The organism is Salinimicrobium sp. TIG7-5_MAKvit (genome assembly GCF_049569215.1).
GTDB lineage: Bacteria > Bacteroidota > Bacteroidia > Flavobacteriales > Flavobacteriaceae > Salinimicrobium > Salinimicrobium profundisediminis.
Genome location: NZ_CP145903.1, coordinates 1911775 through 1938771 on the forward strand (window position 1 = coordinate 1911775; position 26997 = coordinate 1938771).

The 26997-nt window shown below is 43.2% G+C and carries 24 protein-coding genes; 13 read left to right on the top strand and 11 right to left on the bottom strand.

Going from position 1 to position 26997, the window contains the following annotated elements:
* Positions 1 to 53 precede the first annotated feature (53 nt).
* From V5739_RS08585 to V5739_RS08595, 3 genes are read right to left on the bottom strand one after another with little or no spacing between them, the layout of a single operon-like run.
* A complete protein-coding gene (locus V5739_RS08585) occupies positions 54 to 1331 on the bottom strand; it encodes an acetyl-CoA hydrolase/transferase family protein (protein ID WP_266070864.1) in 1278 nt (425 codons plus the stop codon).
* A 41-nt stretch (positions 1332 to 1372) separates the two neighbouring features.
* A complete protein-coding gene (gene scpA, locus V5739_RS08590; protein ID WP_423817825.1) occupies positions 1373 to 3505 on the bottom strand; it encodes a methylmalonyl-CoA mutase in 2133 nt (710 codons plus the stop codon).
* 4 nt (positions 3506 to 3509) lie between these two features.
* Positions 3510 to 4907: a methylmalonyl-CoA mutase subunit beta gene (locus V5739_RS08595; protein WP_423817826.1), complete on the bottom strand. Its 1398-nt coding sequence runs from the start codon at positions 4905 to 4907 to the stop codon at positions 3510 to 3512.
* Between the two features lie 865 nt (positions 4908 to 5772).
* On the opposite strand from V5739_RS08595, the gene mce reads away from it, so the two are divergent.
* Genes mce through V5739_RS08620 form a run of 5 tightly spaced genes read left to right on the top strand, consistent with a single transcriptional unit; the run spans position 5773 to position 9874 of the window.
* Positions 5773 to 6183 carry a methylmalonyl-CoA epimerase gene (mce, locus tag V5739_RS08600; protein WP_266068157.1) on the top strand — a complete coding sequence of 137 codons (411 nt, stop codon included), beginning with the start codon at positions 5773 to 5775 and terminating at the stop codon, positions 6181 to 6183.
* Positions 6184 to 6199: 16 nt separating this feature from the next.
* Positions 6200 to 7759, top strand: coding sequence for an acyl-CoA carboxylase subunit beta (locus V5739_RS08605; protein WP_423817827.1), 1560 nt, complete (start codon positions 6200 to 6202; stop codon positions 7757 to 7759).
* Positions 7760 to 7769: 10 nt separating this feature from the next.
* The gene (locus V5739_RS08610) at positions 7770 to 8141 is read left to right on the top strand and encodes an OadG family protein (protein WP_423817828.1); all 372 of its coding nucleotides are present in this window, start codon (positions 7770 to 7772) and stop codon (positions 8139 to 8141) included.
* An 11-nt stretch (positions 8142 to 8152) separates the two neighbouring features.
* On the top strand, positions 8153 to 8578 hold the full coding sequence (locus V5739_RS08615) for a biotin/lipoyl-containing protein (protein WP_423817829.1): 426 nt from the start codon (positions 8153 to 8155) through the stop codon (positions 8576 to 8578).
* 42 nt (positions 8579 to 8620) lie between these two features.
* The gene (locus tag V5739_RS08620) at positions 8621 to 9874 is read left to right on the top strand and encodes a sodium ion-translocating decarboxylase subunit beta (protein ID WP_266068153.1); all 1254 of its coding nucleotides are present in this window, start codon (positions 8621 to 8623) and stop codon (positions 9872 to 9874) included.
* A 77-nt stretch (positions 9875 to 9951) separates the two neighbouring features.
* Here V5739_RS08620 and V5739_RS08625 read toward each other — a convergent pair whose 3' ends face one another.
* The 5 genes from V5739_RS08625 to V5739_RS08645 all read right to left on the bottom strand — a co-directional run bounded on the left by V5739_RS08625 (position 9952) and on the right by V5739_RS08645 (position 14937).
* Positions 9952 to 10620, bottom strand: a complete 669-nt coding sequence (locus V5739_RS08625; protein ID WP_423817830.1) for a DUF2490 domain-containing protein — start codon at positions 10618 to 10620, stop codon at positions 9952 to 9954.
* 297 nt (positions 10621 to 10917) lie between these two features.
* Entirely contained in the window at positions 10918 to 12816 is a 1899-nt protein-coding gene (locus V5739_RS08630) for an amidophosphoribosyltransferase (RefSeq protein ID WP_423817831.1), read from the bottom strand.
* A 63-nt stretch (positions 12817 to 12879) separates the two neighbouring features.
* A complete protein-coding gene (locus V5739_RS08635) occupies positions 12880 to 13803 on the bottom strand; it encodes a PfkB family carbohydrate kinase (protein ID WP_345599786.1) in 924 nt (307 codons plus the stop codon).
* Positions 13804 to 13859: 56 nt separating this feature from the next.
* A complete protein-coding gene (rnhA, locus tag V5739_RS08640; RefSeq protein WP_266068149.1) occupies positions 13860 to 14342 on the bottom strand; it encodes a ribonuclease HI in 483 nt (160 codons plus the stop codon).
* Positions 14335 to 14937 (bottom strand): phosphoribosylglycinamide formyltransferase, encoded by a 603-nt coding sequence (locus V5739_RS08645; RefSeq protein WP_423817832.1) that lies wholly within the window; start codon positions 14935 to 14937, stop codon positions 14335 to 14337. The genes rnhA and V5739_RS08645 overlap by 8 nt, the downstream gene beginning before the upstream one ends.
* Before the next feature lie 149 nt (positions 14938 to 15086).
* On the opposite strand from V5739_RS08645, the gene V5739_RS08650 reads away from it, so the two are divergent.
* From V5739_RS08650 to pyk, 5 genes are all read left to right on the top strand, one after another.
* Complete coding sequence (locus tag V5739_RS08650; RefSeq protein WP_013069791.1) at positions 15087 to 15323, top strand: acyl carrier protein; 237 nt, start codon at positions 15087 to 15089, stop codon at positions 15321 to 15323.
* A 17-nt stretch (positions 15324 to 15340) separates the two neighbouring features.
* The gene (gene fabF / locus V5739_RS08655; protein ID WP_266068144.1) at positions 15341 to 16594 is read left to right on the top strand and encodes a beta-ketoacyl-ACP synthase II; all 1254 of its coding nucleotides are present in this window, start codon (positions 15341 to 15343) and stop codon (positions 16592 to 16594) included.
* Positions 16595 to 16602: 8 nt separating this feature from the next.
* Positions 16603 to 17340 (top strand): ribonuclease III, encoded by a 738-nt coding sequence (gene rnc / locus V5739_RS08660; RefSeq protein WP_423817833.1) that lies wholly within the window; start codon positions 16603 to 16605, stop codon positions 17338 to 17340.
* A 108-nt stretch (positions 17341 to 17448) separates the two neighbouring features.
* Positions 17449 to 17934, top strand: a complete 486-nt coding sequence (locus tag V5739_RS08665) for an IPExxxVDY family protein (protein ID WP_423817834.1) — start codon at positions 17449 to 17451, stop codon at positions 17932 to 17934.
* Positions 17934 to 19364, top strand: coding sequence for a pyruvate kinase (gene pyk / locus V5739_RS08670; protein ID WP_423817835.1), 1431 nt, complete (start codon positions 17934 to 17936; stop codon positions 19362 to 19364). Before V5739_RS08665 ends, pyk begins: the two co-directional genes overlap by 1 nt.
* Before the next feature lie 114 nt (positions 19365 to 19478).
* On the opposite strand, the gene dinB is transcribed toward pyk, so the two are convergent.
* Entirely contained in the window at positions 19479 to 20576 is a 1098-nt protein-coding gene (gene dinB / locus V5739_RS08675) for a DNA polymerase IV (protein ID WP_423817836.1), read from the bottom strand.
* Positions 20577 to 20717: 141 nt separating this feature from the next.
* Here dinB and V5739_RS08680 point away from each other — a divergent pair, with 141 nt between their 5' ends.
* From V5739_RS08680 to V5739_RS08690, 3 genes are all read left to right on the top strand, one after another.
* Positions 20718 to 21380: an NAD(P)H-binding protein gene (locus V5739_RS08680; protein ID WP_423817837.1), complete on the top strand. Its 663-nt coding sequence runs from the start codon at positions 20718 to 20720 to the stop codon at positions 21378 to 21380.
* 9 nt (positions 21381 to 21389) lie between these two features.
* Positions 21390 to 21875 carry a CYTH domain-containing protein gene (locus V5739_RS08685; protein ID WP_423817838.1) on the top strand — a complete coding sequence of 162 codons (486 nt, stop codon included), beginning with the start codon at positions 21390 to 21392 and terminating at the stop codon, positions 21873 to 21875.
* A gap of 101 nt (positions 21876 to 21976) precedes the next feature.
* The gene (locus V5739_RS08690; protein WP_423817839.1) at positions 21977 to 22375 is read left to right on the top strand and encodes a YciI family protein; all 399 of its coding nucleotides are present in this window, start codon (positions 21977 to 21979) and stop codon (positions 22373 to 22375) included.
* Positions 22376 to 22449: 74 nt separating this feature from the next.
* Here the strand turns inward: V5739_RS08690 and V5739_RS08695 are convergent, their stop codons facing one another.
* Entirely contained in the window at positions 22450 to 23853 is a 1404-nt protein-coding gene (locus V5739_RS08695; RefSeq protein ID WP_423817840.1) for an efflux transporter outer membrane subunit, read from the bottom strand.
* Positions 23854 to 23856: 3 nt separating this feature from the next.
* Positions 23857 to 26994, bottom strand: coding sequence for an efflux RND transporter permease subunit (locus tag V5739_RS08700; protein ID WP_423817841.1), 3138 nt, complete (start codon positions 26992 to 26994; stop codon positions 23857 to 23859).
* Positions 26995 to 26997: the final 3 nt, after the last annotated feature.

A 26997-nucleotide genomic window follows, 5' to 3' on the forward strand; every position in this document is an offset into this window, starting at 1 on the left:
TCCTGAAGCAGTTTGTCCGTTTCTCAGTGTCTGATTTTTTTTAAATCAGGAAATCAATATGCCATCTCAAAAAAGGCTTTTTCAAGCTCCTCTCTATGGTCGGGATGAGCAATAGAGATAAGGGCTTTGGCGCGTTCTTTAAGGTTTTTTCCGAAGAGATTGACTACCCCATATTCAGTGGCTACATAATGTACGTGAGCCCTGGTTGTGGTAACCCCTGCGCCTACTTTGAGGGAAGGCACAATCTTTGAAATCCCTTTATTGGTTACCGATGGCATGGCAAAAATGGCTTTACCGCCTTCAGAAAGAGATGCGCCGCGAATAAAATCCATTTGGCCACCCACTCCCGAAAAATGATATTTTCCGATAGTATCGGCGCAAATTTGTCCGGTTAGGTCTATCTCAATAGCCGAGTTAATAGCAGTTACCTTTGGGTTCTGCCTTATAATCGCAGAATCATTGGTGTAAGCAGCTTCTTTAAAATGCACTACAGGGTTATCATCAATATAGTCGTACAACTTCTGACTTCCGGCTGCAAAACAGGTCACGATCTTTCCGGTTTTGATCTTTTTCTCTTCCCCGGTGATGATTCCTTTTTCAATGAGTGGCAACACCCCGTCTGAGAATAATTCGGTATGAATTCCGAGGCGCTTGTGATTCATTAATTTAGAAAGCACCACATTTGGAATACCTCCTATTCCCATTTGCAACGTAGCACCATCTTCTACCAGTCCGGCCACGTATTCCCCCACTTTTTGCTCGATAGGCGAAGGTGTTGGGATGTCGTGAATATGAATAGGCTGGTCTACTTCAATGGCTGCGTGAATTTGGCTTACGTGAATAATACCATCTCCATGAGTGCGAGGTACCCTGGGGTTTACCTGGGCTATCACTTTTTTTGCAGTTTGTACTGCTGGTAAGGCGATATCTACTGAAACACCCAATGAACAATAACCGTGTTCATCTGGCGGAGAAACCTGTACGAAAGCCACATCAAGCGGAAGTATATTTCTGCGGAAGAGCAAATGTATTTCACTTAAGAATATAGGAATGTAGGCGCCAATACTGGAGTTGACCGCCTGCCTTACATTACCCGCCACAAAGCAACTGTTGGTCCTGAAGGATTCATTGTAAGGAGGCTGCGTGTAAGGTGCAGCCCCTTCAGTATGAATATGAATAAACTCCACATCCTGTAGTTCACGATAGCGCTGGGTAAGCGTATCAATGAGTACATTGGGGGTCATTGCGGCACCGTGCAGGAAGACTCTATCTCCCGATTTTACGTGAGATACAGCTTCTTCTGGGGAAACTATGTTAAGAGAATCTCTCATAATGCTGAATTTTAATTTTTGTAAATATTAATTCTGAAGGTTTATTCCTCAATAAGGATTTCCAGAAGTTTTATCGCTGCTTCACTGATCTTTGTACCGGGGCCAAAAACGGCTACGGCACCTGCGTCAAAGAGGAACTGGTAGTCCTGTGAAGGGATCACCCCTCCAACAATCACCATAATATCTTCTCTGCCGTATTTCCTGAGTTCTTCAATCACCTGTGGCACCAGTGTTTTGTGTCCTGCAGCCAGAGAAGAAACTCCTAAAATGTGCACGTCGTTTTCTACGGCTTGCTTTGCAGCTTCTGCCGGGGTCTGGAATAGTGGTCCTATGTCTACATCAAAACCAACATCGGCATAACCTGTAGATACCACTTTAGCGCCACGGTCATGGCCATCCTGTCCCATTTTGGCCACCATGATCCTTGGGCGACGGCCTTCCTGTTCTGCGAACCTGTCGGCCATTTCTCTCGCTTTTTTAAAAGAAGCATCGTCTTTTATCTCTTTTGAATACACGCCGCTAAATGATTTTATCTGTGCTTTGTACCTGCCGTAAACTTCTTCTAGAGCATCGCTTATCTCCCCAAGGGTAGCGCGTTTTCGGGAGGCATCTACGGCCAGCGCCAGTAGGTTTTCCTGCCCCGATCTTGCTGCTTCGGTAAGTTTTTGAAGGGCTTGTTTTACTTCTTCATTGTTTCTTTCGGCTTTCAGTTGGTTTAGCCGCTCAATTTGCTGCCTTCTCACTGACTGGTTGTCTACTTCAAGGGTAACAATAGGATCTTCTTTGTCCCTTCGGTATTTATTTACCCCCACAATAATATCCTGGCTACTGTCAATCCTTGCCTGCTTAATGGCTGCGGCCTCTTCAATGCGTAGCTTTGGGATTCCTGCCTCAATGGCTTTGGTCATACCGCCCAGTTCTTCCACTTCCTGGATGAGTTCCCAGGCTTTATGAGCTATTTTATCTGTGAGTTCTTCTACGTAATAACTACCCGCCCATGGGTCTACAGTCCTGGTGATCTGGGTTTCCTGCTGCAGGTGCAGCTGGGTATTTCTCGCAATCCTGGCAGAGAAATCTGTGGGTAGGGCGATAGCCTCATCAAGGGCATTGGTGTGCAAACTCTGGGTACCACCAAAAGCAGCAGCTGCGGCTTCAATAGAGGTACGTGCCACGTTGTTGAAAGGATCCTGCTCGGTCAAACTCCAGCCGCTGGTTTGGCTGTGGGTTCTAAGCGCAAGGGATTTTTCGTTTTTCGGGTTAAACTGTTTTACCAGTTTTGCCCACAGCATCCTGGCTGCCCGCATTTTGGCGATCTCGGTAAAATGATCTAAACCTATGGCCCAGAAGAAGGACAAACGCGGTGCAAAACTGTCAATATCCATTCCGGCTTCAAGACCTTTCCTGATGTATTCGAGTCCGTCGGCCAGGGTATATGCGAGTTCGATCTCACTGGTAGCACCTGCTTCCTGCATGTGGTACCCGGAGATACTAATGCTGTTGAAGCGGGGCATATTCTTCGAGGTGTATTCAAAAATATCAGAAATGATCTTCATCGAAGGAGTAGGAGGGTAGATGTAAGTATTTCTTACCATAAACTCCTTTAAAATGTCATTTTGAATGGTTCCTGAAAGCAGTGCAGGTTTTACGCCCTGTTCCTCGGCAGCCACGATGTAGAATGCGAGTATAGGCAGCACCGCCCCGTTCATGGTCATGGAAACCGACATCTGGTCTAGCGGGATCTGGTCAAAGAGCACCTTCATGTCTTCTACCGAGTCTATGGCAACCCCTGCTTTACCAACGTCTCCCACCACTCTTTCGTGGTCACTATCGTACCCGCGGTGGGTAGGAAGATCGAAGGCTACAGAAAGCCCTTTTTGACCCGCAGCGAGGTTGCGGCGGTAAAAGGCGTTACTTTCTTCGGCGGTTGAGAACCCGGCGTACTGCCGAATGGTCCAGGGGCGCATCACGTACATGGTGCTGTAAGGCCCCCGCAGGTATGGCGGAATTCCCGCAGCAAAATTGAGATGCTCCAGGTTTTTGACATCTTTTGCAGCATAAACTTTTCTACCTTCGGCCGCAACTTTCAGATTACCTGATTCATTTGGAGCCGTAGCGACTTGAGTTGCTGTCTCAGGTTCCAAAAGTGTCATATTTTGAAGTGATTTTCTTTTCATGGTTTTAGCTTTCGGTTAATATTCCCTGCTCCTTTTTAAGCCTTTCCTGTTCAAGCTTTTCGCTTAGGCGTACAGGGAAAAGAGGTTCAATAAGAGTATCTTCAGAAGAAGTTTTTGCAAAAGGATCAAATTCCAGTTCCTGCGTCATGAGGTCCTGTGAATTTTCAAATTTGTTAGTGCCAATAAGAACCAGCTTACCTTCGTCAAAAAGCTGTTGTTCCTTTTGAGCACTCTCTTTTATTCTTTTTTGCAGTTCGTCTTTCAGCAAAAGTTCCAGGTAGCCGCCATCTTCTTCAATTTGCTTGAAGATCTCAAGGGCTTTACTGGCAAACTCGTGGGTTAGATGTTCAATGTAATACGCCCCATCGGCCGGGTTGGCTACTTTATCGAAATAAGCCTCGTGTTTCATCACAAGAAGCTGATTGCGGGCTATACGCCTGCCAAATGAGCTGTCTTTGTGGAAAAGCAGGTCATAAGGCTGATTACTTACAGCATCGGCACCTCCCAGCACAGCACTCATACACTGAGTGGTGGAACGAAGCAGGTTCACGTTGTAGTCATATAAAGTTTTATCCCTTTGGGAAGGTTGCGCGAGTATAAAGCAGGTTTCGGGAAGCCCGTACTCTTTTGCCAAAGAAGCATAAAGCAGGCGAAGCGCCCTTATTTTTGCAATCTCAAAAAAGTAGTTGCTGCCTATAGCCAGGATGAACTGTGGCTGAAATTGATCTTGTTTTTCCCCTTTTTGACACATTAAGTTGAGGTACTCATTCACGTGAGCAAGAGAAAAGGCAAGTTGCTGCGGAATGCTGGCTCCTGCGTTTTGATACAGATCGCCGTTCACACTTACTGTAGAAGTAAAATGTGGTGTTGTTTCTGTTACAGATTTTAATACCTTAAAATCTCTTTTTTGATCAAAAAACCATTTTCCTGTGGCGGCAAGATTGCCCAAAACATCCAGTTGCAGGTATACTTCAGTATTTTTGTTTTTGAAGTAAGATTTCAACCTTTCAACATAATCAGGAGAGAAGAATGAAAAACTTAGATGAACCTGCAGGTTCTCTAAATTAAATCCTTCAAAAAGCACATCGGGTTCTACATCTTCCGAAGAAATATGGAGCCAAAGGCTTTCTGCGCCTTTTTGAAGGGCTTTTGCGGCCTGTGTATTGCCCTCGCCGGCCGATGTCACATTGATCTTTTCACAGATGCGCCAGGGAAGTGGCGGCGGTAGCTGCATGTGGTCTTTTACATCTGCGGAAGTATAAAAGGGCTGTACTGCGATCCCGTCAAGAGATCTAAAAATTAATTTCTCATCGTAACTGGCACCTTTTAGGTCCTGTTTGATTTGATCTTTCCATTGTTCAGCTGGAACATCTGGAAATTCCTGAAATAATGATTCCTTCATTTTTATCGTTTTAATGAAAGTAATTGCATCGCTGCATGAGAGATTACGGGACTGTCTCGTAATCTGTTCTATAAATATCCCTAAGGGATCTTTTTGAAAAATTTACTTTAAATGAAATATTGTTGATTCTTAAGGTATCCAGCATTTGCTTTCGAAAATTGAGTAACTTCAAAAGTTGGTCCCGGCTAAAATTCGTAGTAGCCCGATATTGATCTCTGCTGAAATGGAACAAGATGTTCACGACCTAAATCTTAAGTGAATGATTTGTTTCGGGCAGACCTGAATTTTTGTTTTAAAAAAATAGAGGCAGAGAAGAAAGAGATCTCTTGCTGAAGTTTTTTCTTAAAGAACAAAATTCCTGTCTTTGAGGAGACATTTTTTATCTCCCGGCACCGGCCAAAATCTTCCCAGTAAATTTACTTATAACTTTTGTGAAAAGGGACATAAATGAGGATGATTTTAATCATTCTTTAAGAAAAAAAACCGCCCGAACTTTATGCTTTGGATTTTTAAATAGGACCCTTTGGTAAGCCTTGCTATTACTACAACGTTTGCGTTAAATTATAAAAAAAAGGTGAGTTTTTCTAGGGTCTAAAAGTTAAAGTTTCGTTACCTTTATAGGACATTTATACAGTATCAAATGATACGCATTTTTAGTCATATTTTCCACTGGTTTAGGTTGTGCTTTTCTCATCAACAATTAAGAATTGCCCTTCCTCCCATTTTGCCATGGAACCAGGGTGGCGATTTAAATTTATCTCTTCCTGAAGAAGGGTTAATTATTATTTACAGGTAAAAAACAAAAATCGCAGGGGTGCGATTTTTTTTTGCTCTAAACTGAAGTGAAACTAAAACTATATAAACCATGAAACCAACGCATATAGAACATATAGGTATTGCTGTTGAAAGCCTTGAAGAGGCAATCCCCTTTTACGAAAAAACCTTTGGGTTAAAATGTTACTCTGTAGAAGAAGTCAAAGACCAAAAGGTTAAAACGGCTTTTTTTAAAGTAGGCCAAACAAAAATTGAATTGCTTGAGTCTACAGCCCCCGATGGGCCTATTGGAAAGTTTATCGAGAAAAAAGGCCAGGGGGTACACCATATAGCTTTTGCAGTAAATGATCTTCAGCATCAATTGGATGAACTGGAAACAAAAGAAGTAAAGCTTATAGATAAAACTCCCCGAAAAGGCGCAGAGGGGCTCAATATTGCCTTTTTACATCCAAAATCAACTTTTGGTGTATTGACAGAACTCTGTGAACAACCTCAACAGTAATTTAAATAATAGATAAATGTCAAGTCAGGATAAAGTAAACGAATTGATCCAGAAACGGGAAATAGCCCGTTTGGGTGGTGGACAAAAACGTATAGATGCCCAACACGAAAAAGGAAAACTTACGGCACGAGAACGTCTGGAAATCCTTTTAGATGAAGGTAGTTTTGAAGAATTCGACATGTTTGTCACCCACAGGTGCACCAATTTTGGAATGGAAGAAAATAAGGTTCTGGGAGATGGTGTAGTTACAGGCCACGGCACGATTGATGGCAGGGTTGTTTACGTCTTTTCACAGGATTTTACCGTTTTTGGTGGCTCATTGTCTGAAACTTTTGCCCAGAAGATATGTAAGGTGATGGATATGGCTATGAAGGCCGGCGCACCGGTAATTGGAATTAACGACAGCGGTGGTGCCCGTATACAGGAAGGGGTAACCTCCCTTGCAGGGTATGCCGAGATCTTTGAACGCAATATTCTTGCCTCTGGATTAATCCCTCAAATTTCTGCCATTTTTGGACCCTGTGCAGGAGGAGCCGTGTATTCCCCGGCCCTTACAGATTTTGTAATGATGACCGAAGAGAACAGCTACATGTTCGTTACCGGGCCAAAGGTGGTTAAAACAGTGACCGGCGAAGATATTTCGGTTCAAAATCTTGGTGGTGCCAATATTCACGCCTCAAAATCAGGAGTTTCCCACTTTAAGGTTTCCACAGAAGAAAATGGATTGCTGCTTATAAGAAAGCTGCTGTCTTACCTTCCGCAGAATAACCTCGAAGAAGCTCCTATTCAAAACAACACTGATCCTATAGATAGAAGGGACGATTTTCTTAACAGCATTATCCCCGATAACCCCAACCAGCCTTACGACATGCAGGAGGTGATTTACAGCATTGTTGATGAGGGTGAGTTTCTCGAGGTGCACAGAAATTACGCCAAGAACATTATTGTTGGATTTGGAAGAATGGACGGACAGTCTGTAGGTATTGTGGCCAACCAGCCTAATTTCCTTGCCGGGGTGCTGGATAGTGATGCATCGAGAAAGGCAGCCAGGTTTGTGCGCTTCTGCGATTCCTTTAATATTCCCATCCTTACCCTTGTAGATGTTCCCGGATTTTTACCCGGAAGTGGCCAGGAGTATGCCGGTATCATTATTCATGGGGCAAAACTCATGTTTGCCTATGGTGAAGCTACCGTGCCTAAGATCACTATCACCTTGAGAAAATCTTATGGTGGGGCGCATGATGTGATGAGCTGTAAACAGCTTAGAGGAGACCTTAATTACGCCTGGCCATCGGCAGAGATTGCTGTAATGGGAGCTTCAGGAGCTATTGAGGTACTTGAAGGAAGAGCTATGGGTGCGATTAAAGATCCTGAAGAAAGGGCCAAATTCAAAGCTGAAAAAGAACAGGAGTATCAGCAGAAATTTGCAAATCCATACCAGGCAGCTGCATATGGGTACATAGATGACGTGATAGAGCCCCGTAATACCCGTTTTAGGATCATTAGAGGCCTCCAAACGCTACAGACAAAGAAAGTCACCAATCCGCCGAAGAAACACAGTAATATCCCCCTATAAATAAATAACTATGGAATATGCTTCAACATCGGCCACAGACTGGTCACAAATATGGATCATTACAGGGGTGGGTTATACCGTTGTTTTTCTTGCTCTCCTTCTGCTCATGTTCGTATTTAAGAAAATGCCACAAATCCTTAATCTCGGGATCCGTAAAAAGATCAAAGAGGTTAGAGAGAAATCACGTTCTAAAGAGAATGGAAACGCCGAAGAAGAACGCTACCTCTCGGGAGAGATTAGTGCTGCTATAGCAACGGCGCTACATTTATACTTTAAGGAACAGCATGATGAAGAAAGCGGTGTTATCACTATTAAAAGAGTTGCCCGCACTTATTCTCCCTGGAGTTCTAAGATCTATGGAGTAAACAATAACCCACGGTAAAGAATACAAAAATGAAGAAATTCGATTTTACAATAAACGGAAATAAATATTCGGTTGATATCAAAGAGTTTGAAGATGAACAAGCTACCATTCATGTAAATGGAACCGAATACCTGGTGGAAGTACACCAGGAAAAGAAGCGTGTTAAAACCCCTAAACTGGTAAGGGAAAACGTAGTGCGGCAACCCGGAGAGGGGCACATTGCGAAGAAAGCTTCCCCTGGAGGTTTCCCTGTAGAAGCACCTTTGCCAGGCAGTATCTTCAAAATGAAGGTGAAGGAAGGTGATACGGTAGCCAAGGGAGATTCCCTGCTTATTCTTGAGGCCATGAAAATGGAAAATGATGTGTTGGCAGACCAGGCAGGAGTCATTAAGGAAATAAAAGTTAAGGAAGGAGATGCTGTTCTACAAAATGATCTACTCCTGGTAATAGGATAGCCCTATTTCAACAAATCTTTCCCTAATTCTAAAAACAAGATTGTGAAAAAATTATTAACTGTTATAGTTGTACTGGGCATTCTTTACCTCATCCCAACCCTTTTGGGAGGAGAATTAATGGCTCAGGATTTAGTTCCTAACATACCAAAAGAAGGAGGAGATCTTACAGAAGGGCTGCTTCACTTTTGGGAATACACCGGTTTTGCGAATGCTACCTTTGGTAATTTCATTATGATAGCTGTAGGCCTGTTTTTTATTTTCCTGGCTATTCGCTTTCATTATGAACCACTATTGCTCATTCCCATAGGTACAGGTATCCTTTTAGGTAATATACCTTTTCCTGCTGGGGCAGGGGTTGGGATCTACGAATCTGGTTCTGTGCTTAATTATCTCTATTTTGGGGTCACCCAGGGTATTTATCCTCCATTGATCTTTCTGGGGATTGGAGCGATGACAGATTTCTCGTCTCTCATATCCAACCCGCGCCTCATGTTGCTGGGTGCAGCTGCTCAAATTGGGGTTTTTGGAACCTTTATTGGAGCTATCGCCCTTGGGTTTGAAGTACATGAAGCAGGAGCAATTTCTATCATTGGTGGTGCCGATGGCCCTACAGCCATTTTTGCTTCGGCTAAACTGGCTCCTCAATTAATTGGTAGTATTGCTATTGCGGCCTATTCATATATGGCTCTTGTACCGGTAATTCAGCCTCCTATCATGAAGCTGTTGATCACCAAAAAAGAGAGGCTTATAAGAATGAAGCCACCTCGTGCTGTCTCTAAAACTGAAAAAATCTTATTCCCAATTATAGGGATGTTGCTCACCACCTTCATTTCTCCATCGGCTATTCCGCTTCTTGGTATGCTTTTCTTCGGAAACTTACTTAAAGAAAGTGGGGTTACAGATCGTCTTGCCGATACAGCCAGAACAAAAATGATAGATATTGTGACCATTCTTTTGGGGGTAACTGTGGGGGCTTCAACCCAGGCAAGCGTGTTCCTTACAGGGAGTTCAATCAAAATATTTGCGCTGGGGGCAGTTTCTTTTATCATTGCCACTGCCGGCGGACTCCTTTTTGCCAAAATAATGAACTTATTCCTCAGTGAAAAGAATAAGATTAATCCTCTCATAGGTGCGGCCGGCGTGTCGGCAGTGCCTGATAGTGCCCGTGTAGTTCAACAGGAAGGGATCAAAAGCGATCCTTCAAACCACTTGCTCATGCATGCCATGGCACCCAATGTTAGTGGTGTGATAGGATCGGCTGTTGCCGCTGGTATTATGATTAGTTTCTTAATGTAGAAACTATTGGTAGTTGATTGAAAGGGCTTCGAGATACATGGAGCCCTTTCTTTTGCTGCCGCCTTTCTTTCTCCCGCTTAGCGGTCTTTTTGTTCTAAGAACCTGGTCTTAAAAACCATTCCAAATCTTATCCGGTCGTAATGTGCGTGCCTAAAATGGTTTTTTAAATACCCTATTTCTATCTTTAGATCTTGATGTAAGCTGTACCCAAGCCCAAAATGGAAGCGGTTTTGATTAAAATATGGCTCTTTCAGGTTTATAAACACCTCATTAAAAGCCGTAAAGTATAAACTTTTATATAAAGAGCGGTCAAATTTAAGTCGGTAACGCACGCGATGGCTAAGATCATATTCAGGTTCCTGCCTTTTCCAGGTAGATTCTAGCCTAAAACGATGAGCAATATAGGGGCTCAAAAATGGCGTTTTTAAGGTTGCTTCTTCCCAGACCCTGTGCTGTATTGTGAAACTATCTTCGGAAAATGCTTCAGAATAGACATAATCGTAGCCCACAGAAGCCGAAAAATCTTTTGAAAAGGCGTAAGTGACCCCGCTGCGCAGCATAATAAACTGAAATTTATCAAACATCTCGTAATGCTGAAGTAGTGTCACCGTGGGAATGCTCCATTTTTCAGAAATGTGATGCTGGCCAATAATTTCTGTCCAGGATCCTAAAAGATCCTCTTTGTTTTGGGCCGAAAGTGAAATAGTATAAAGAAACGAGAGAAGAAAAATTGCCTTTTTGGGCATGGTAATAACTCTTAAATATGGAGTGTGAAAATAAGCTTTTTTTCGGCCTTAACAGTGGGATACTGGGTCTAAAATGTACTAAGGGAAGGGAATTTTGAAGGGATGAAAAGTGCTGAAAATAAAAAAGGTGGAAAGATCCACCTTTTTTGCCCCAAATCTACCATGAACTTAACCTACTTATGTTATGGCTTTGTAAAAGTAGATATTAATCTTTGTTTCCAATAGCTTTTTAGATGAAGTACATAAATTTTAGTTAAACTGCACAAACGATTTCACGAGGGGCAGAAAAAGCTTATTTTAATATGCTCTGTCTGTACTTCCTTCATAAAAATTGATGAACGCCCGGTTTACTACCCTGTTACCTCCAAAGGTTGGATAGTTCCCGGTAAAGTACCAGTCACCCAGGTTTTGAGGGCATGCTTTGTGAAGGTTTTCTACAGTTTGAAAGATGATCTTCACTTCAGCTTTAATAGTATCATTGCTAAGCAATTCGGCAATTTTATCAGAGATTTGTTCATTTGTAAAAGGGGCGTAGATTTCTTTCACAAAATTCTTTACATCCCTGTCATCAAGTTCTACCTGCTGCCTGCACTTCTCATAGACCTCATCTACAATTTGATATTGATCTGTTTCCTTAAGGAGCTCTAAAGCAGCCTGAAATGCCACAAGGTTCTCCAGTCTTGCCATGTCTATGCCGTAGCAGTCTGGGTACCGTATTTGCGGTGCCGAAGAAACTACAACAATCTTTTTAGGTTTGGTGCGGTCAAGCATTTTAAGGATACTCTTCTTCAAAGTAGTACCACGCACAATACTGTCATCAATGATCACCAGATTGTCTTCGGGTTTTACCACCCCGTAGGTAACGTCGTAAACGTGTGCCACGAGGTCATCGCGACTACTGTCTTCAGTAATAAAGGTACGCAGTTTGGCATCTTTTATGGCAATCTTTTCAGTTCTTAAACGGTGATTAAGAATTTCCTGAAGGCGGGCATCGGTCAAAGTCTCTTTTTCAGCAAGAATGGTATCATTCTTCTGTTTGTTGAGCTCATCCTGTGCAGCTTCTACCATGCCGTAAAAGGAGGTTTCAGCAGTGTTTGGAATAAATGAGAAAACGGTGTTTACGGTATCATGGTCTATGGCCTTAAGTACTTCGGGCATCAGGAGCTTTCCAAGCATTTTGCGCTCGCGGTAAATTTCGGAGTCACTTCCGCGTGAAAAGTAGATGCGTTCAAAAGAACAGGCTTTTCTTTCCAGCGGTTCAAGGATTTGCTTGATACGCACATTTCCGTTCTTTTTGGTAATAATTGCATGGCCCGGTGGCAGTTCTTTGACCTTGTCAAAATCTACGTTAAATACTGTTTGGATCACAGGTCTTTCCGAAGCAACTACAACCACTTCGTCATCACAGTAATAGTAACAGGGCCTTATCCCGGCAGGATCCCTTAATACAAAGGAATCTCCATGCCCTAAGAGGCCGGCCATTGCATAACCGCCATCCCAGTTCTTTGCCGATTTTTTAAGGATCTTTCCAATTTTTAACTGCTCGGCAATGAGGGGGGAGGCTTCTACTTTAGAATAGCCTTCGGTTTTAAGTTTTTTGTATAGTTTTCTAACTTCATCATCCAGAAAATGGCCTATTTTCTCCATTACAGTAACTGTATCGGCCTTTTCTTTTGGATGCTGACCCAACTCTACCAGGTTGTTGAAGAGCTGGTGCACATTGGTCATATTAAAGTTTCCGGCAACAATAAGGTTGCGGTGCATCCAGTTGTTTTGGCGCAAAAACGGATGAACACTTTCTACGCTGTTCTTTCCAAAAGTGCCATATCTCACATGTCCCAAAAATAGCTCTCCCAGGTAGGGGAGATGCTTTTTTTGAAGTGCAACATCATCGGCATATTCTGGGTGCTCATTTATCTCATCATTAATGCGCGCATTGATTTGAGCAAAAATATCCTGTATGGGTTGTGCTGCATTAGATCTTACACGGCTTATATAGCGATCTCCGGGTTGTGTGTTGAGTTTAATACTGGCAAAACCGGCACCATCCTGCCCGCGGTTATGCTGCTTCTCCATCATGAGGTACATCTTGTTTACCCCATAAAATGCAGTACCATACTTTTCTTTGTAGTACTCTAATGGCTTAAGTAGGCGCAATTGGGCAATTCCGCATTCGTGTTTTAAAGCATCACTCATATCTTGTTGTTGTTTGGCCCGGGTTTAGTCATAAAAAAAGCCCTGAAATTACAGGGCACAATATTAAGTAAGTTTGATTTGGAATTGTGTTAAGGATTTAAACTCTTCCAGGCGTTGATGCACTTCTTCTTTTTTAAGGTTCTGCATTCTTTCGGTCCCGAATTTTTCTACACAGAAGGAGGCGAGATTAGAGCCGTAGATCACTGCATTTTTCATGTTTTTGAACGAGATATCCCCTGTATGCGCCAGGTATCCTGTGAACCCGCCGGCAAAAGTATCTCCCGCTCCTGTAGGATCAAAAACTTCTTCTAGCGGAAGGGCAGGAGCAAAAAAGATCTGTTCGTTATGGAACAGTAAAGCCCCGTGTTCCCCTTTTTTAATAACTACATATTTAGGGCCCATCTCGGCGATCTTACGGGCAGCTTTCACCAAAGAATACTCGTCTGTAAGCTGCCTGGCTTCTTCGTCATTAATTGTAAGGGCGTCTACTTTACCAATTACCTTCATAAGGTCATCCCAGGTATTGTCCATCCAGAAGTTCATAGTATCAAGTACTACCAGCTTTGGTCTTTCAATTTGTTCAAGAACACTAAGTTGCACAAGTGGGTGAAGGTTTCCCAGCATCACCACATCGGGAGATTTGAAATCTTCGGGCACCACCGGCTGAAAATCGGCAAGTACATTTAATTGCGTGTCAAGAGTGTCGCGGGAATTAAGGTCGTTGTGGTATTTACCGCTCCAAAAAAAGGTTTTTCCGCCTTTAATTATTTCAGTGCCGCTAAGGTCGATATTCCTGTTTTTTAGCAGATCCAGATATTCCTGCGGAAAATCTTCTCCTACCACAGATACTATAGCGCTTTTAATATCGAATTGTGCTGCAGATAGACCAATATAAGTGGCTGCACCACCAAGAATTTTATCTGTTTTACCAAAAGGGGTTTCGATGGCATCAAAGGCGACCGTGCCCACTATCAATAATTTATTCATAACGTTCTTTAAAAATGAGGTGCAAATATACGTTTTTGTTTTTCAAGCCCTGATACTCAAAAAAGGCTTTTCGAGTCTCCTTCAAATCCTGTGTCTATTAAAAGGCGTTTTCCTTTTGAGGCCTCTACGGCCAGACTGTCGCAGCGTTCATTTTGAGGATGTGCGTTGTGGCCTTTTATCCACTGGAATTTCACCTTGTGTTTGCGATATTCTTTCAGGAATTCTATCCACAAGTCCACATTCTTTCGCTCCTTAAAACCTTTTTTCTCCCAGTTAAAAACCCAGCCTTTTTCTACAGCGTCGGCAACATATTTTGAGTCGGTAAAAACGACCACACGGGTATCGGGGTTTTTCAGTTTTTTAAGGGCATCTATTACTGCGAGCAGCTCCATCCTGTTATTGGTGGTGTGTTTATAGCCTTTTGCAAACTCCTTGCGGTACGGTTTTCCTACCCATTCCATTACAATTCCATAACCGCCGGGCCCCGGGTTACCCCTGGCTGCCCCATCGGTATATATGTGAACATTGGCATCAATCATTTTTAGCAGGGAGTAAGAGGTTTTCTATTACCTTCGGAAAGTGTTCCTGTTCCAGTTCATGGATCTTATGGGCAATATCTTCTACCGAGTCTTCAGGTTTAATAGCAGTGGTAGCCTGAAAGATCATTTTTCCCTCGTCATAATTTTCATTGACATAATGTATACTTATACCTGTTTCCACTTCCTTATTTTCATGTATAGCTTTGTGAACATTCATGCCATACATGCCTTTTCCGCCGTAATTTGGAAGAAGAGCTGGATGAATATTGATCACCATATTAGGGAAGTGTTGCAGAATATTGGTAGGGAAGATCCAAAGAAAGCCGGCCAGTACAATAAGGTCTGGGTTCATGTCAATCAATAAACGTTGTACCTCATTGGAATGATAAAGCGCCTGGCGGTCAAAATGCAGGGCCTTTACACCAAGATTATGTGCTCTTTCCAGTACTTTTGCCCTGCGGTTGTTGGAGAAAACTGCGATAACCTCAGCAGTGTCTTTTTGCTGAAAGTACTTAATAATATTCTCGGCATTTGATCCATTACCCGAAGCAAAGATCACAATTTTGTTCTTTCTTATATTTCTTACTTGTTGCAAGCGTAGGGTGTTAACAATTATTGGCAGGTAAAAATACTGGCTTTAGGCGGAAATTATGTAATTTACATTCACATTTTTAAAGTAAAAACAGGTTTTAAAATAAAGTTTTTTATTTTTGCCACTTAAATTAAAAATTAAAAACACAAGTTATGTCAGACATTGCATCAAGAGTAAAAGCGATTATCGTTGACAAGTTAGGAGTTGACGAGAATGAAGTAGTAAACGAAGCTAGCTTCACCAACGACTTGGGCGCTGATTCACTAGACACTGTAGAGTTGATCATGGAGTTCGAGAAGGAATTTGATATCCAGATTCCAGACGACCAGGCAGAGAACATTGCTACTGTGGGTCAGGCAATCTCTTATATTGAAGACGCAAAAAAATAAAAAACTAACATATCCTTATGGAGTTGAAGCGAGTTGTAGTAACTGGATTAGGTGCCCTTACCCCCATTGGAAATAACATTGAGGAATACTGGGAAGCCCTGGTAAATGGTAAAAGCGGGTCTGCACCCATTACCTATTTTGATACCGAGAAATTCAAAACTAAATTCGCTTGCGAGATCAAAAACTTCAAGGTTGAAGATTATTTTGATCGAAAGGAAGCCAGGAAGCTTGACAAGTTCGCCCAGTACGCCCTGGTAGCTTCAGATGAGGCTATCAAAGATTCGGGGCTGGACCTCGATGCTATTGATAAGCTTCGTGTAGGAGTTATCTGGGGTGCCGGGATTGGAGGTCTCGAAACCTTCCAGGATGAAGTTTTGGCTTTTGGTAAAGGTGACGGAACCCCAAGATTCAACCCTTTCTTTATCCCTAAAATGATTGCCGATATTGCTCCGGGAAATATTTCCATCAAGCACGGCTTCATGGGGCCTAACTATACTACAGTTTCAGCATGTGCATCTGCAGCCAATGCGCTTATAGATGCGTTGAATTATATTAGGTTGGGCCACAGTGATATAATAGTAACAGGGGGAAGTGAAGCGGCAGTTGCTCCTGCCGGAATGGGTGGTTTTAATGCCATGCATGCGCTTTCAACAAGAAATGAGAGTCCCGAGACTGCTTCAAGACCTTTTGATGCAACACGAGACGGTTTTGTCTTAGGTGAAGGTGCGGGTGCACTTGTTCTTGAAGAATATGAGCATGCAAAAGCGAGAGGAGCGAAGATCTATGCAGAAGTACTTGGAGGCGGGTTATCTTCGGATGCCCACCACATGACTGCCCCACATCCCGAAGGGATAGGAGTAGTGGCTGTAATGGAGAATTGCCTTAGAAATGCAGAGCTTAAACCGGAAGATGTAGATCACATCAACACACACGGAACATCAACACCGTTGGGTGATGTGGCTGAACTTAAGGCTATTAAGAAGGTGTTTGGAGAACATGCCAAAGATATTAATATCAACTCTACAAAATCCATGACAGGCCACCTGTTGGGTGCTGCGGGAGCTGTAGAAGCAATTGCCTCTATTCTCGCCATGAAACATGGAATTGTACCACCTACAATCAATCACGAAGTTCAGGATGAAAATATTGATCCCGAATTAAATCTTACCCTTAATAAGGCGCAGAAGAGAGATGTGAAAGTGGCTATGAGCAATACCTTTGGTTTTGGAGGTCATAATGCCTGCGTTTTGTTCAAAAAACTGGACGAGTAAATTCTTCCATGAGTGTAATAAGAAACATATTAAATTCCCGCTCCTCCAGAGGCGGGAATTTTTTTGTGGAATTAACAAAGATAATGGGGTTCAAACCCCGCAATATTGCACACTATAAAAAAGCATTTACCCACCGCTCTTTAAACCAGAAAGATGCAGAGGGCAACGCCATCAACTTTGAAAGGATGGAGTTTCTTGGAGATGCTATGCTAAGTGCCGTTATAGCTTCGCACCTGTTCAATGAAGTGCCAAGTGGTAACGAAGGCTACCTCACTAAAATGCGTTCCAAGATTGTAAGCCGTAAGCACCTGAATGAACTCGGGAAAGATCTCGAGTTGATCAAATATATTCAGACTAATATCCCCATAGAGCAGTTTGGAACAAACATCCACGGAAACCTTTTTGAAGCCCTTGTAGGTGCCATTTACCTTGATAGAGGCTACAGGTATACCAAAAAATTTATCTATGAAAGGGTAATTGAGCCTTATGTAGATATCGAGCAACTGGAAGGCACGGTTATAAGCTATAAGGGCCTCTTAATTGAATGGTGCCAAAAGGAGAAGAAAGAGTTTAGCTATGAAGTCTATGAAGATACAGGAAAAGACGAGTTAAAACATTTTGCTGTAAAATTAAGGATTGAGAACAGGGTTGTGGCAAAAGCCAGGGCGACTTCAAAAAAGAAAGCTGAAGAAAAAGCATCCAAAAGGGCATATTATGCCCTGCAGAATAAAATAGACCACCCTTAAAAATATAGCAGAAACTATAACGTTTTCGTAAGATATTCTGAAAATATACCCCAAAAAATTACTTTTCTGCGATGCAATAATTATCTTTAACCTTTGATGTAAAATCATATGCCGGCGCATAAACTGGTTTTAAATGACGTTTTTGAACAGCCCTACAAGCTACTTGCGGTACATTCTTCGGTAGAAGAGTACAAGCTGGCTTACCTGTTAAACAAACATTTAGGCCTTAAATTAGCCAGAACGCCAAAGGATATTGATCTTCATAAAGGAAATGAGAGCAACTATTTTGCGCATTTTATCTATGAAGATCTACGGCAATATTGTACTTATCACCTGGTAAGTAACGTTGCCAGGCGGGAAGGAAGAACGGGTTCTAATAAGGACTCTCTTTTTTTTGGGGAACTGGCTGTCCAAAAATCAATTCTTTTACCAGAATTTAAGCAGGTAGATTTTTTGCTGAAGATCGAGGATGAACTGGATGCGGTATCTTTAAAGATGCTCAACGCATTGATCCTCGAGATCCCACAGGTTTCTACGGCGTATGCCGTTGATTTTCATCACATAAAAACTAAAGAAAATTTAATTTTTGACTAATGCCGAATACGAAAAAGACTAAAATTGTGGCCACCCTAGGGCCAGCAACGAGTTCGAAAGACGTTTTGAGAGATATGATGCATGCAGGTGTAAACGTGTTTAGGATCAATTTTTCTCACGCCGATTATGAAGATGTAAAACAACGCATAAAGCTTATAAGGGAACTAAATGAAGAAAATGGCTTTACCGCGGCCATACTTGGTGACCTGCAGGGACCCAAATTAAGGGTAGGGAAGATGAAGGAAGAAGTGGTGGTAACCAAAGGAGATGAAATCACCTTTGTCACCGGTGAAGAATTTGAAGGCACAGCTTCAAGGGTTTACATGAACTACAACGAATTCCCTCAGGATGTAAAAGCCGGAGAGCGAATTCTTCTCGATGATGGTAAACTTATCTTTGAAGTGGTGTCTACCAACCAAAAAGATGAGGTTCTTGCAAAAGTGATACAGGGAGGCCCATTGAGGTCTAAAAAAGGAGTTAACCTTCCTAATACAAAGATTTCCCTTCCGGCCCTTACCGAAAAAGATATTCAGGATGCCATTTTTGCCGTTGAGCAGGGTGTAGACTGGATTGCTCTTTCTTTTGTGAGAAACAGCGATGACCTTATTCAACTTCAGAATTTAATAAAAGAACATACAGATCACAAGATCCCAATCATTGCCAAGATCGAAAAGCCTGAAGGTGTTGATAATATCGACAAGATCGTGGCTTATTGCGACGGACTAATGGTAGCGCGGGGTGACCTGGGAGTGGAAATTCCTGCACAGGAAGTTCCGCTTATTCAGAAGCAACTGGTGCTAAAGGCTAAAAAAGCCCGTATTCCTGTTATTATTGCTACCCAAATGATGGAAACCATGATCACCAGCCTTACCCCTACAAGGGCCGAGGTGAATGACGTGGCGAACTCTGTAATGGATGGGGCCGATGCCGTGATGTTAAGTGGAGAAACTTCAGTAGGTAATTACCCGGTGCAGGTGATTGAAAAAATGAGCCAAATTATTATGAGCGTTGAGAATTCACCGCTTATTAAAGTACCTCATGAGCCACCACACGTGCGTACCAAGAGATACATCACCAAATCTATTTGTTACCATGCTGCCCATATGGCCAATGAGATCAAAGCTAAAGCTATTTGTACTTTGACCAATAGTGGTTATACAGCTTTCCAGATCTCGGCCTGGAGACCAGAATCTAATATTCTTGTGTTCACTTCTAATAAAAGGATCCTTAACCAATTAAGCCTTTTATGGGGGGTACGTGCGTTTTACTACGATAAAATGGTAAGTACAGACGAGACTATTGATGATATCAACAGGATTGCTACAGAAAATAAATTTGTTGAAAAGGGTGATTTCACCATCAACCTCGCAGCCATGCCTATTACCAGTAAAGGAATGGTGAATACATTGAGAATTTCAGAAATTGAATAATATTTAGAATTGAGTACTTAGTATTGAGTACTGAGAATTAATTTTAAAAAGCCATAGATCGCAAAGATCTGTGGCTTTTTTCTTTATGGAATCTTCTCTCCACTTCCCACTCTTTCAAAAATCAAACTTTAGCTGTACTGCAATTTCCTTCTTCTCCTCTTTTTCTTCCGCTTTATCGGTATTGAGGTTAGACAGGGAAATTCCCAGCAGGCGCACGCTTTCCCTCATTTTTTCCTGGTACAAAAGCTCTTTTGCGGCTTCCAGGATCAATTCTTTTGAAGAGATGTAGTAAGACAGCGTTTTACTGCGGGTTTGCAGCGTAAAATCGCTGTATTTTATCTTTAGGGTGATCGTTTTTCCCGCAACCTTACTCCGGGCAAGGCGCCGCTCAATTTCTTCGGAAATATTCTCCAGCCGCTCCAGCATAAATACTTCTGAAGAGATATTCTCCTCAAAAGTGCGCTCTGCACCCAAAGATTTTCTTATTCTCGAAGGCTTTACTTCACTATTGTGAATTCCCCGCACTACCTGATAATAATATTCCCCGCTCTTTCCGAAGTGGTCATTGAGAAAATCAAGAGGTTTGGTTTTGAGGTCTTTTCCGGTAAAGATGCCCAGCCTGTACATCTTTTCGGCAGTTACCTTGCCTACCCCGTAGAACTTCCTTATTTCAAGGTCTTCCAGGAAAGCCTCCACCTCTTCGGGGTTTACGGTCTTTTGTCCGTTAGGTTTGTTGACGTCACTGGCTACCTTGGCAATGAATTTATTGATCGATATCCCTGCGGAAGCATTTAAACCAGTCTTCTCCTTTATCTTCTGCCGAATTTCTTTGGCGATCATCGTGGCACTGGGATTGCCTTTTTTATTCTGGGATACGTCAAGGTAGGCTTCATCAAGTGACAGGGGTTCTACAAGATCTGTATACTCAAAGAAAATATTCCTTATGCGCTGTGAAAGTTCCTTGTAGCGTTCAAATCTTGGCTTTACAAAGATAAGCTCGGGGCAATTGCGCTTTGCCATCACACTGCTCATGGCACTTTTCACGCCAAACTTGCGGGCTTCATAACTTGCCGCCGCTACAACGCCCCGCTGCGAACTACCGCCCACTGCAATAGGTTTTCCGCGCAGTTCAGGGTTGTCTAACTGTTCTACCGAGGCATAGAACGCATCCATGTCTACGTGAATAATCTTCCGCTGTATGATCTCCTCCATCGCTGTAAAATTAGTGAATCTTCAGCTTCAAGTTTTGAAATGGCGCTACTTCCGAAGAAAAAATAAGTCTCAAAAATACCATTTTTGACTCCCTTTGATTTGAGACAGAAATCTGCTACCTTCATAAAAAAAGAAAAAACTATGAAAACTGCTATTATATTGGGAGCCACAGGCCTTACAGGTGGAGAGTTGCTCGAAAGGCTGCTTGAGGATAAGCGGTATGACAAGATCAAACTTTTCTCCCGCTCTACCGCAGGTGTCAAATATGACAAAATTGAAGAACATTTAATTGACCTGTTCGAGCTGGAAAAACACGCAGATGATTTTGTGGCCGATGAAGTGTACTGCTGTATTGGCACTACCCAGGCAAAAACGCCCGATGAGGATACTTATCACAAAATTGACTACGGAATTCCCGTAAATGCTGCAAAACTGGCCAAAAAGAACGGAATTTCGAGGTTTTTGGTGATCTCGGCCCTGGGAGCCGATGAAGAAAGCCGCTTTTTCTACAACCGTACAAAAGGAGAAATGGAACGCGACGTAAAGGCGCAGGGCATTGCCGAAACTTACATTTTTGAACCTTCTCTTATCGCCGGGAAGCGCGATGAAAAACGCCCTTTTGAAGCCGCCTGGCAAAAGGCGATGAGTGTGGGCAACCACCTGCTTATTGGGCCGCTTAAAAAGTACAGGAGTATTCCTGCCGAAAAGATCGCCGATGCCATGATTTACGTGACCAACAATAAATATTCGGCTACCTGTATAAAATCTTCGGAAATTAGGGAAATTGCCGATAGTTATCGTTAATCATTGTACATGCAGGAAATAGAACGCAAATTTCTCATTTTAGAGACCCCCGATTTTAAAGAGGAAGCCCGAAACAAGACCAGAATCGTGCAGGGCTATCTCAACTCGGCACCCGAAAGAACCGTGAGGGTGCGCATAAAGGCTGAAAAAGGCTTTTTGACCATTAAGGGAAAAAGCAGTAGCGACGGCCTCTCACGTTTTGAATGGGAAAAGGAAATTCCCCTTTTTGAAGCCGAAGAACTGCTGAAGCTTTGTGAGCCGGGTGTCATTGAAAAATTCAGGTATGAGGTTGAAGTAGGGGAGCACATTTTTGAAGTTGACGAGTTTATAGGTCTTAATGAAGGCCTGCTAATGGCTGAAGTGGAGCTTCAACATGAAAATGAAGAATTTTTAAAGCCGGCATGGCTGGGTAAAGAAGTGACAGGAGAAAAGCGTTACTACAATTCTTACCTCAGTAAATTTCCTTTTAAGGATTGGCAAATATCAAGACCATGAAAAAATTGATCTTTTTAGGTAGTGTGCTTTTATTGATCGCATCATGCAACCAGGGCCGTGACACCAGGTGAATTCCCGGACCCGAAGAGGTGGAGGCAAGAATGCCCGATACCATCCTGGATCCTGAACAGGAAGCAGCAGCACTTCAGGAGCAGGGGTATCAAACTTTTTTCTATGGAGAAGGGGAAAAGCAGCATCTCATGCAGCAGTACTTTATAGTGTTTCTGAAAAAAGGTGAAAATAGAAACCAGGATTCTCTTACAACTGCGGAGCTTCAGCAAGAGCACCTGGCGCATCTTGAGCGAATGGCTTCAGAAGGATATCTCAGCATGGCAGGGCCTTTTGGTGACGAGGGTGATATTAGAGGAATTGCAGTTTATAATACCCCAAATCTCGAAATGGCCGACAGCCTGGCGAGGCTTGATCCCATGGTTGCGGCTGGAAGGTTAGCCATCGAAGTCTATCCATGGTGGGCAGCAAAAGGCAGCGCGTTAAAATAGTAACTGCAGCAAAAAAAGCAGCCCCGCCAAAAGGCAGGGCCACTCCAACAACTAAAAATCCAATCATGAAACCATTATTGCCAGCCGCCTCCTAGCGCCTGGTATAAGTCTACTATTGAACTCAATTCATCATATCTTATGTTAACAAGCTCCAACTGCGAATTAAGAGTATTTTCTCTTGCAGTCAATACTTCCAGGTAGTTTACCAAACCATTGTTCAGCAGTTCTTCCGAATAGGAAGTTGCAAGTTCGTAAGCTTCAAATTCATCCTGTTTAATGTCGAGCTTCTTATCGGCTGCCGCATAGTTGTAAAGGGCGTCCGAAACTTCTCTTGAAGCATCCAGGATCGCTCTTCTAAACTCCAAATATGCAATCTCCTGTTGTGCCTGTGCCACTTCGTACTGGGTTCTTATTTGCCTTCTGTTAAAGATGGGCTGTGTAAGAGAACCAACAAAGCTGGCAAAAAGAGAATTGGTGTCGATTAGATCGGCAAGGTCAAGACTCTGGAATCCGCCGTTGGCAGTAAGGCGCAGGGCAGGATAGAAATTGCTTTTAGCAACGTTCTTCAGCTGAAAAGCGTTCATCAGGTTGTACTCGGCCGCAATCACGTCGGGGCGGTTTCTCAACAACTGCACCGGCACACCAATTTGCAGGCGTGTATTCAACTCCTGAGCATCTAATGCTGTTCTTTCTACCGGATGCGGGGCTTCGCCCAGCAGGATTGAAAAAGTGTTTTCCAACAGCCTTATTTGATTCTGAAGGTCTATAACTACAGCCTGGGCACGGTAAAGCTGTGCTTCGGTTTGCTTTACGCCTACTTCGGTAACATTCCCTGCTTCTTTAAGGGCTTTGATAGTCTCAAGGCTATTCATCCTGTTAGCAACAGTTTCCTGCGTCACTTCAAGCTGTTCGTCCAGTGCCAGGAGCTGGTAATAAAGATTTGCAATATTAGCTACCAATCTTGTTTTTACCGCCTGGTGTGCTGCTACTGTTTGCAGGTATGCTGCACTTTGAGCCCGCTGGTTACTTTTAATCCTTCCCCAGATATCTGCTTCCCACGAGAGGTTTGCAGTAGCGTCATATTGTGTGATAGAGCTACTCGAAAAAGCACTCATAGGGCTACTGTCGGCAAGTTCCTGTTGGGTAACCTGCGCAGATACTCCCAGTGTTGGCAAATATGCTGCTTTTGCCTGCTTGAGATAGGCGCCTGCCGCTTCTATTTGCTGTAGGGCAATGCGAATGTCTATGTTATTCTCAAGAGCCCGGTCAATATGGTTTGTCAGTACAGGGTCTGTAAAGAGTTCTCTCCACGAGATCCTGGCCATAGACAAAGTATCTGTAGGTAGATTATCGGTTCTGTAAGCTTCGTTTTCAACTACTTCTTCGGGCCTGGAATATTCCTTAGCTACAAAACATGACTGAAGAGATAGCAGGACCGCGGGAATTAAAATGAACTTGTATATATTTAGTCTTCTCATTTTCTATAGGTTTTCATTTGCGGCTTTAGGTTGTCCCGAGATTTTTTCCTGGAGCCATTGGAACAGGATGTATAGAATTGGGATGATAAAGATTCCCAGCAGGGTCCCTACTAACAATCCACCAACGGCACCTGTACCAATAGACCTGTTTCCTGCAGCACCTGTTCCTGTAGCGAACACCAGAGGAAGAAGCCCCACAATAAAGGCAAACGAGGTCATAAGAATAGGACGTAAACGTGCTTTTGCAGCTCCCAGAGCCGAGTCAACAATCGAGTTTCCGGCATTTCGCCTTTGCACGGCAAATTCCACGATCAAAATGGCATTTTTGGCAAGTAAGCCCAGTAGCATGATAAGTGCTATCTGGAAATAGATGTTGTTCTCCAGTCCTGTAAGGGCTGTGGTAACATAAGCACCCATTACCCCAACCGGTAGCGATAGCAGTACGGCAAGCGGAAGTAAATAACTTTCATACTGTGCTGCAAGAATAAAGAATACAAATAGCACACTTAAAAAGAAGATGAAAGTAGTCTGGTTTCCGGCCGATACCTCTTCCCTGGTAAGCCCAGAAAATCCGATATCAAATCCTTCCGGAAGAGATCCTGTTCCCACTTCCTGTACGGCAGCAATAGCATCTCCCGAAGAAAATCCTGGTGCCGGTGCACCGTTCACACTGGCCGAGTTAAAGAGGTTGAACCTGGTAACCGACTGTGGCCCGTAAACCCTGCTTAGGGTTACAAACTGCGTGATAGGCGCCATTTCTCCCTGGGAGTTACGCACAAAGATCGAGTTGAGGTCATCTACAGTGGCACGGTCTTCGGGCAGCGCCTGTACATAAACCCTGTATTGTTTTCCAAAGCGGGCAAAATCGGCTGCGTATACAGATCCTATATAAGACTGCAACGTAGAGAAAATAGTTCCGATATCTACTCCTGCTTCTTTTGCCTTCGGAATATTTAAGTCGATCTCGTACTGCGGATAATTAGTGTTGAACGAACTGTTGGCGTACAAAATTTCGGGTCTGGCTGAAAGATCGGCCAGGTAATTTCGTGTAGCGGCATCAAGGTCTTCAAAACTACCCCCTGTACGGTCTAGTACCTTCAATTCAAATCCTGAAGATGTCCCAAATCCTGGAACACTTGGAGGCTGGAAAAAGAGAATGTTGGCATCAGATATTCCTGCAGCGGCACCAAAGAGTTTTGCTATGATATCTTCGGCCGACATACCATCTTCGGTCCTTTCATCCCAGTTGTCTAGTTTGATAAAGCCAATCCCGTAGTTACTACCGGCACCTCCAAGGAAGCTGAAACCGTTTACCACAGAAGCCATATTAATTCCGGGAATTTGTTGTGCCCTTCGGCTCAATTCCGCAGTGACCTCGGCAGTTCTATCTAGAGAAGCACCTGCAGGCAATTCAATATTGGCGAAGATCATCCCACGGTCTTCATCGGGAACAAACCCTGTAGGCGTTGTAGACGAAGCCCAGAAGATACCTCCTATGGCAGCTATAATGATCGCCCCGGTTATCCATTTGTGTTTGTAAAGGAAAGAAACCGAATTCACATACTTCTTCGTGGTGACATCAAAAGCCACGTTAAAGGTTGAAAAGAAGCGTTTCAAAAAGCCTTTTCTTTTCCCCTCTTTTTCGTGGTGAGGCTTCAGGAAGAGCGCACAAAGGGCCGGACTCAGAGTTAAGGCGTTTACTGCTGAAATTGCGATTGCCACCATCAAAGTTACCCCAAACTGTTCATAGAAAACTCCTGTGGGACCTGTAATGAAGGTAACCGGAATAAACACCGCACCCATCACCAAAGTAATAGAGATAATTGCACCGGCAATTTCTTCCATGGCCGAATGGGTCGCTTTTTTGGCATTTTCGGCACCTTCTTCCAGTTTGGCGTGCACCGCCTCTACAACCACAATGGCATCATCTACCACAATACCAATAGCCAGCACGAGTGCAAACAGCGTAAGCAGGTTGATGGAGTATCCAAAAAGGTTGAGGAAGAAGAAAGTTCCAATAATAGACACCGGCACTGCAATAGCCGGAATGAGCGTAGATTTAAAATCCTGAAGGAAGATAAACACTACCAGGAATACCAGCAAGAAGGCTTCAAAAATGGTCATTACCACCTTGCTTATAGAAGCATTCAGGAATTCGTTAGAGTCGAAGTTGATCACTGTTTTAAGTCCGGTAGGATAATTTTTTTCAAGTTCATCAAGTTTATCGTGAACGGTCTCGATAATTTCCTGGGCGTTTGATCCCGGAGTTTGATAAACTGCCATACTCACCCCCGGTTTTCCGTTGGTGAAAGATATCACGTTATAACCCTGGGCATCAAGTTCTACCTGGGCAACATCTTCAAGTTTTAAGAACCTTCCGTCATCAAGGGCTTTAATAACAATATTGTTGTAGTCTTCGGGGGTATTATATCTACCACTGTACCTAATAACATATTCAAAAGCTTCAGCATTATTTTGACCTAAAGATCCGGCTGCAGCCTCCTGGCTTTGCTCGTTAATAGCACCAATAACATCTGAAGGGATCAGGTTGTAGGCGGCCATTTTCTCAGGTTGTAGCCAAACCCTCATCGCGTAGGTCTTGGCCCCAAACACACTCACGTCACCAACCCCGTTGATCCTTTTAAGTTCAGGGATCACGTTGATGTTAAGGTAATTCTGAATAAAAGTAGCGTCGTAAGCTTCATTTTCAGAAAGTACCGTAAGGAACATGAGGGCACTGGTTTGCTGCTTTTGGGTGGTAACCCCACTTTGAGTCACCTCACGTGGTAGTAAAGGAGTAGCACGGGCCACCCTGTTCTGTACGTTTACCGAAGCAATATCTGGGTCTACGCCCTGTTTAAAGAATACGTTGATGCTTGCACTACCGTTGTTACTGGCAGTAGAGGTAATGTAGTCCATTCCCTCAACCCCGTTAATTTGCTCTTCAATGGGAATGATCACACTTTCGAGTACGGTAGCTGCGTTGGCCCCGGCATAATTGGCATTTACCTGCACCGTGGGGGGAGCAATATCGGGATATTGGGTCACCGGTAAAGTGGTGATGGCCAAAATTCCCAGCATAACTATAACTATCGAGACTACTGTAGATAGTACAGGTCTCTCTATAAAAGTCTTTAGCATTAG

What these genes read in the sequence shown, in the direction of transcription:
- fabF (WP_266068144.1), top strand. Translation starts at nt 15,341, where the DNA reads ATGGAGTTGAAGCGAGTTGTAGTAACTGGATTAGGTGCCCTTACCCCC.
- V5739_RS08695 (WP_423817840.1), bottom strand. Translation starts at nt 23,853, where the DNA reads ATGAGAAGACTAAATATATACAAGTTCATTTTAATTCCCGCGGTCCTG.
- V5739_RS08690 (WP_423817839.1), top strand. Translation starts at nt 21,977, where the DNA reads ATGCCCGATACCATCCTGGATCCTGAACAGGAAGCAGCAGCACTTCAG.
- dinB (WP_423817836.1), bottom strand. Translation starts at nt 20,576, where the DNA reads ATGGAGGAGATCATACAGCGGAAGATTATTCACGTAGACATGGATGCG.
- V5739_RS08585 (WP_266070864.1), bottom strand. Translation starts at nt 1,331, where the DNA reads ATGAGAGATTCTCTTAACATAGTTTCCCCAGAAGAAGCTGTATCTCAC.
- V5739_RS08610 (WP_423817828.1), top strand. Translation starts at nt 7,770, where the DNA reads ATGGAATATGCTTCAACATCGGCCACAGACTGGTCACAAATATGGATC.
- V5739_RS08625 (WP_423817830.1), bottom strand. Translation starts at nt 10,620, where the DNA reads ATGCCCAAAAAGGCAATTTTTCTTCTCTCGTTTCTTTATACTATTTCA.
- rnc (WP_423817833.1), top strand. Translation starts at nt 16,603, where the DNA reads ATGAGTGTAATAAGAAACATATTAAATTCCCGCTCCTCCAGAGGCGGG.
- V5739_RS08595 (WP_423817826.1), bottom strand. Translation starts at nt 4,907, where the DNA reads ATGAAGGAATCATTATTTCAGGAATTTCCAGATGTTCCAGCTGAACAA.
- V5739_RS08650 (WP_013069791.1), top strand. Translation starts at nt 15,087, where the DNA reads ATGTCAGACATTGCATCAAGAGTAAAAGCGATTATCGTTGACAAGTTA.
- V5739_RS08615 (WP_423817829.1), top strand. Translation starts at nt 8,153, where the DNA reads ATGAAGAAATTCGATTTTACAATAAACGGAAATAAATATTCGGTTGAT.
- V5739_RS08680 (WP_423817837.1), top strand. Translation starts at nt 20,718, where the DNA reads ATGAAAACTGCTATTATATTGGGAGCCACAGGCCTTACAGGTGGAGAG.
- V5739_RS08630 (WP_423817831.1), bottom strand. Translation starts at nt 12,816, where the DNA reads ATGAGTGATGCTTTAAAACACGAATGCGGAATTGCCCAATTGCGCCTA.
- pyk (WP_423817835.1), top strand. Translation starts at nt 17,934, where the DNA reads ATGCCGAATACGAAAAAGACTAAAATTGTGGCCACCCTAGGGCCAGCA.
- rnhA (WP_266068149.1), bottom strand. Translation starts at nt 14,342, where the DNA reads ATGATTGATGCCAATGTTCACATATATACCGATGGGGCAGCCAGGGGT.
- V5739_RS08635 (WP_345599786.1), bottom strand. Translation starts at nt 13,803, where the DNA reads ATGAATAAATTATTGATAGTGGGCACGGTCGCCTTTGATGCCATCGAA.
- mce (WP_266068157.1), top strand. Translation starts at nt 5,773, where the DNA reads ATGAAACCAACGCATATAGAACATATAGGTATTGCTGTTGAAAGCCTT.
- V5739_RS08685 (WP_423817838.1), top strand. Translation starts at nt 21,390, where the DNA reads ATGCAGGAAATAGAACGCAAATTTCTCATTTTAGAGACCCCCGATTTT.
- scpA (WP_423817825.1), bottom strand. Translation starts at nt 3,505, where the DNA reads ATGAAAAGAAAATCACTTCAAAATATGACACTTTTGGAACCTGAGACA.
- V5739_RS08665 (WP_423817834.1), top strand. Translation starts at nt 17,449, where the DNA reads ATGCCGGCGCATAAACTGGTTTTAAATGACGTTTTTGAACAGCCCTAC.
- V5739_RS08700 (WP_423817841.1), bottom strand. Translation starts at nt 26,994, where the DNA reads ATGCTAAAGACTTTTATAGAGAGACCTGTACTATCTACAGTAGTCTCG.
- V5739_RS08605 (WP_423817827.1), top strand. Translation starts at nt 6,200, where the DNA reads ATGTCAAGTCAGGATAAAGTAAACGAATTGATCCAGAAACGGGAAATA.